Raw genomic sequence first — 5,549 nt, forward strand, 5'->3', positions numbered from 1 at the left:
GGGGGTGTTTGTAATAATGAGCTGGCGATGACTTACTCTCACATGGGTAACCCCACACTACCATCAGCGCTAAGAGGTTTCACTTCTGAGTTCGGGAAGGGATCAGGTGGTTCACTCTTGCTATGGTCGCCAGCACAACTGGTATGGATACTTGCTTCGTTTTATTCACATTGTGATACGTTGCGTTTTCCAAATCTTGACAGACGGGCTGATTGAATCTGATTTTGTTCATTTTAGCTAGTAGTATAACTAAATCAAGTTGCTTTGCATGTTTATGAATCGATTGATGCTTCATATACAACTGCTTGGGTGTTGTATAGTCAAGCCTCACGAGCAATTAGTATTGGTCAGCTTCACATATCACTATGCTTCCACATCCAACCTATCAACGTCCTAGTCTCGAACGGCTCTTTAGAGGAATAAATTCCTAGGGAAATCTTATCTTGAGGTAGGCTTCCCGCTTAGATGCTTTCAGCGGTTATCCCTTCCGAACATAGCTACCCGGCGATGCGACTGGCGTCACAACCGGTACACCAGAGGTTCGTCCACTCTGGTCCTCTCGTACTAGGAGCAGATCCTCTCAAATTTCCAGCGCCCACGGTAGATAGGGACCGAACTGTCTCACGACGTTCTAAACCCAGCTCGCGTACCTCTTTAAATGGCGAACAGCCATACCCTTGGGACCTGCTTCAGCCCCAGGATGAGATGAGCCGACATCGAGGTGCCAAACACCGCCGTCGATATGAACTCTTGGGCGGTATCAGCCTGTTATCCCCAGAGTACCTTTTATCCGTTGAGCGATGGCCCTTCCATACAGAACCACCGGATCACTAAGACCTACTTTCGTACCTGCTCGACTTGTGGGTCTCGCAGTTAAGCGCGCTTTTGCCTTTATACTCTACGCGTGATTTCCGACCACGCTGAGCGCACCTTCGTACTCCTCCGTTACTCTTTAGGAGGAGACCGCCCCAGTCAAACTACCCACCAGACACGGTCCTCGTCCCGGATAACGGGACAGAGTTAGAACCTCAACATTACCAGGGTGGTATTTCAAGGACGGCTCCATTGGAACTAGCGTTCCAACTTCAAAGCCTCCCACCTATCCTACACAAGTAAGGTCAAAGTTCAGTGTCAAGCTGCAGTAAAGGTTCACGGGGTCTTTCCGTCTAGCCGCGGGTACACTGCATCTTCACAGCGATTTCGATTTCACTGAGCCTCTGCTGGAGACAGCGCCGCCATCATTATGCCATTCGTGCAGGTCGGAACTTACCCGACAAGGAATTTCGCTACCTTAGGACCGTTATAGTTACGGCCGCCGTTTACTGGGGCTTCGATCAAGAGCTTCGCTTACGCTAACCCCATCAATTAACCTTCCAGCACCGGGCAGGCATCACACCCTATACGTCCACTTTCGTGTTTGCAGAGTGCTATGTTTTTAATAAACAGTTGCAGCGGCCTGGTTTCTGCGGCTGTCGTCAGCTCAGGAAGCAAGTTCCATCACCAACAACAGCGTACCTTCTCCCGAAGTTACGGTACCATTTTGCCTAGTTCCTTCAGCAGAGTTCTCTCAAGCGCCTTGGTCTACTCGACCTGACCACCTGTGTCGGTTTCGGGTACGATTCCTGTGTAACTGAAGCTTAGAGACTTTTCCTGGAAGCATGGTATCAGCCACTTCACTGTACAAGTACAGCTTGCTATCGGATCTCAGTATAGAGTACCCCGGATTTGCCTAAGATACATACCTACATCCTTCCACCTGGACAACCAACGCCAGGCTGACTTAACCTTCTCCGTCCTCTCATCGCATTACACAGAAGTATTGGAATATTAACCAATTTCCCATCGACTACGCCTTTCGGCCTCGCCTTAGGGGTCGACTCACCCAGCCCCGATTAACGTTGGACTGGAACCCTTGGTCTTTCGGCGAACGGGTTTTTCACCCGTTTTGTCGTTACTCACGTCAGCATTCGCACTTCTGATACCTCCAGCATACTTCTCAATACACCTTCATCGGCTTACAGAACGCTCCCCTACCACTTGACTAATGTCAAATCCGCAGCTTCGGCACATAGTTTTAGCCCCGTTACATCTTCCGCGCAGGCCGACTCGACTAGTGAGCTATTACGCTTTCTTTAAAGGGTGGCTGCTTCTAAGCCAACCTCCTAGCTGTCTATGCCTTCCCACATCGTTTCCCACTTAACTATGATTTTGGGGCCTTAGCTGGCGGTCTGGATTGTTTTCCTCTTGACTACGGACGTTAGCACCCGCAGTCTGTCTCCCGGATAGTACTCATAGGTATTCGGAGTTTGCATCGGTTTGGTAAGTCGGGATGACCCCCTAGCCGAAACAGTGCTCTACCCCCTATGGTATTCGTCCGAGGCGCTACCTAAATAGCTTTCGGGGAGAACCAGCTATCACCAGGCTTGATTAGCCTTTCACCCCTATCCACAAGTCATCCCCTGGCTTTTCAACGACAGTGGGTTCGGTCCTCCAGTTAGTGTTACCCAACCTTCAACCTGCTCATGGATAGATCGCCTGGTTTCGGGTCTATACCCAGCAACTAAACGCCCTATTAAGACTCGGTTTCCCTACGGCTCCCCTATACGGTTAACCTCGCTACTGAATATAAGTCGCTGACCCATTATACAAAAGGTACGCAGTCACCGAACAAGTCGGCTCCCACTGCTTGTATGCATGCGGTTTCAGGATCTATTTCACTCCCCTCACAGGGGTTCTTTTCGCCTTTCCCTCACGGTACTGGTTCACTATCGGTCAGTCAGGAGTATTTAGCCTTGGAGGATGGTCCCCCCATATTCAGACAAGGTTTCACGTGCCTCGCCCTACTCGTCATCATTATGTGTGCCCTTTCGTGTACGGGAATATCACCCTCTACGTTCGCACTTCCCAGAGCGTTCCACTAAAACACACATAACTTAATGGGCTGATCCCCGTTCGCTCGCCGCTACTGAGGGAATCTCAATTGATTTCTTTTCCTAAGGGTACTGAGATGTTTCACTTCCCCTCGTTCGCCTTGCAACACTATGTATTCATGTTGCAATACCTACCTTAAAGTAGGTGGGTTCCCCCATTCAGAAATCTCCGGATCAAAGGATATTTGCCGCCTCCCCGGAGCTTTTCGCAGGCTATCACGTCTTTCATCGCCTCTGACTGCCAAGGCATCCACCACATGCACTTAATTACTTGACTATACAACCCCAAACAGTCGTTACACCTACAAGTGGGTGTATCAACAGAACAAATGATTGCTCATTCATCCATACAGTTCGAAGTACTGTGTATCTAAACACTGTACAGCTTCAATCTAAATTCATATACCAAAACGCTTGATTCAGTTAATTTGCTAGTTCTCAATTCATCTAGATTAATTGCTTAATCTAAACTCTTGAGTGAACAATTTATTTCAGACTCAATTTTGCCAATCTGTTAATGAATAAACATGCCTTCGTCAGGTCATGCTTAATACCGTGATACTTAAATCACAGAAGTTAATAAACCAAGATCCTAAAATCTCTATTTACTAATTTCTGTAATCCGAACTTCTCTTAAGTTCTGGTGGAGACTAGGAGAGTCGAACTCCTGACCTCCTGCGTGCAAAGCAGGCGCTCTACCAACTAAGCTAAGTCCCCAGCTTACATCATCAGTCATGTATCTTTTATCTATAACTTTAACCAGTCAAAGTCATGGTGGGTCTGACAAGACTTGAACTTGTGACCCCACGCTTATCAAGCGTGTGCTCTAACCAACTGAGCTACAGACCCTCAGATACATCTATGAAGAACAACTTGTTGTGGATTCTTACCAATCGTCAATCTTTCGTTAAGGAGGTGATCCAGCCGCAGGTTCCCCTACGGCTACCTTGTTACGACTTCACCCCAGTCATCGGCCACACCGTGGTAACCGCCCTCTTTGCAGTTAGGCTAGCTACTTCTGGTGCAACAAACTCCCATGGTGTGACGGGCGGTGTGTACAAGGCCCGGGAACGTATTCACCGCGGCATTCTGATCCGCGATTACTAGCGATTCCGACTTCATGGAGTCGAGTTGCAGACTCCAATCCGGACTACGATCGGCTTTTTGAGATTAGCATCCTATCGCTAGGTAGCAACCCTTTGTACCGACCATTGTAGCACGTGTGTAGCCCTGGCCGTAAGGGCCATGATGACTTGACGTCGTCCCCGCCTTCCTCCAGTTTGTCACTGGCAGTATCCTTAAAGTTCCCGACATTACTCGCTGGCAAATAAGGAAAAGGGTTGCGCTCGTTGCGGGACTTAACCCAACATCTCACGACACGAGCTGACGACAGCCATGCAGCACCTGTATGTAAGTTCCCGAAGGCACCAATCCATCTCTGGAAAGTTCTTACTATGTCAAGGCCAGGTAAGGTTCTTCGCGTTGCATCGAATTAAACCACATGCTCCACCGCTTGTGCGGGCCCCCGTCAATTCATTTGAGTTTTAGTCTTGCGACCGTACTCCCCAGGCGGTCTACTTATCGCGTTAGCTGCGCCACTAAAGCCTCAAAGGCCCCAACGGCTAGTAGACATCGTTTACGGCATGGACTACCAGGGTATCTAATCCTGTTTGCTCCCCATGCTTTCGCACCTCAGCGTCAGTGTTAGGCCAGATGGCTGCCTTCGCCATCGGTATTCCTCCAGATCTCTACGCATTTCACCGCTACACCTGGAATTCTACCATCCTCTCCCACACTCTAGCTAACCAGTATCGAATGCAATTCCCAAGTTAAGCTCGGGGATTTCACATTTGACTTAATTAGCCGCCTACGCGCGCTTTACGCCCAGTAAATCCGATTAACGCTTGCACCCTCTGTATTACCGCGGCTGCTGGCACAGAGTTAGCCGGTGCTTATTCTGCGAGTAACGTCCACTATCTCTAGGTATTATCTAAAGTAGCCTCCTCCTCGCTTAAAGTGCTTTACAACCATAAGGCCTTCTTCACACACGCGGCATGGCTGGATCAGGCTTGCGCCCATTGTCCAATATTCCCCACTGCTGCCTCCCGTAGGAGTCTGGGCCGTGTCTCAGTCCCAGTGTGGCGGATCATCCTCTCAGACCCGCTACAGATCGTCGCCTTGGTAGGCCTTTACCCCACCAACTAGCTAATCCGACTTAGGCTCATCTATTAGCGCAAGGTCCGAAGATCCCCTGCTTTCTCCCGTAGGACGTATGCGGTATTAGCATTCCTTTCGAAATGTTGTCCCCCACTAATAGGCAGATTCCTAAGCATTACTCACCCGTCCGCCGCTAGGTGATAGTGCAAGCACCATCACCCCGCTCGACTTGCATGTGTTAAGCCTGCCGCCAGCGTTCAATCTGAGCCATGATCAAACTCTTCAGTTAAAATCATTTTGCACCTTATTAAAGACAAGGTGCCAATTCTGGCTCATCAATTACTGACTTAAATTTCGCTCAAATAAACTTCGAGTAATTTAAACCAATCAATCAATGAAAATTATTTCGATTAATCAATCAGTAAAAATCCACACAAGTTGTTCTTCAATTCTCTTAATGAT

2 tRNA genes and 3 rRNA genes are annotated in these 5,549 nt (G+C 48.7%); all 5 read right to left on the reverse strand.

Annotated features, from left to right (window positions below):
* Positions 1 to 19 precede the first annotated feature (19 nt).
* Positions 20 to 134: ribosomal RNA gene (rrf, locus tag AWW73_RS09120) — 5S ribosomal RNA — on the reverse strand.
* A gap of 182 nt (positions 135 to 316) precedes the next feature.
* Positions 317 to 3,207 (reverse strand): 23S ribosomal RNA (locus AWW73_RS09125).
* A 364-nt stretch (positions 3,208 to 3,571) separates the two neighbouring features.
* A tRNA-Ala gene (locus AWW73_RS09130) sits at positions 3,572 to 3,647 on the reverse strand.
* Positions 3,648 to 3,702: 55 nt separating this feature from the next.
* A tRNA-Ile gene (locus tag AWW73_RS09135) sits at positions 3,703 to 3,779 on the reverse strand.
* A 59-nt stretch (positions 3,780 to 3,838) separates the two neighbouring features.
* A 16S ribosomal RNA gene (locus tag AWW73_RS09140) occupies positions 3,839 to 5,376 on the reverse strand.
* The 16S, 23S and 5S rRNA genes sit together here with 2 tRNA genes alongside, the layout of an rRNA operon.
* Positions 5,377 to 5,549 lie beyond the last annotated feature (173 nt).

It is taken from the genome of Acinetobacter lactucae, from assembly GCF_001605885.1.
Lineage (GTDB): Bacteria > Pseudomonadota > Gammaproteobacteria > Pseudomonadales > Moraxellaceae > Acinetobacter > Acinetobacter lactucae.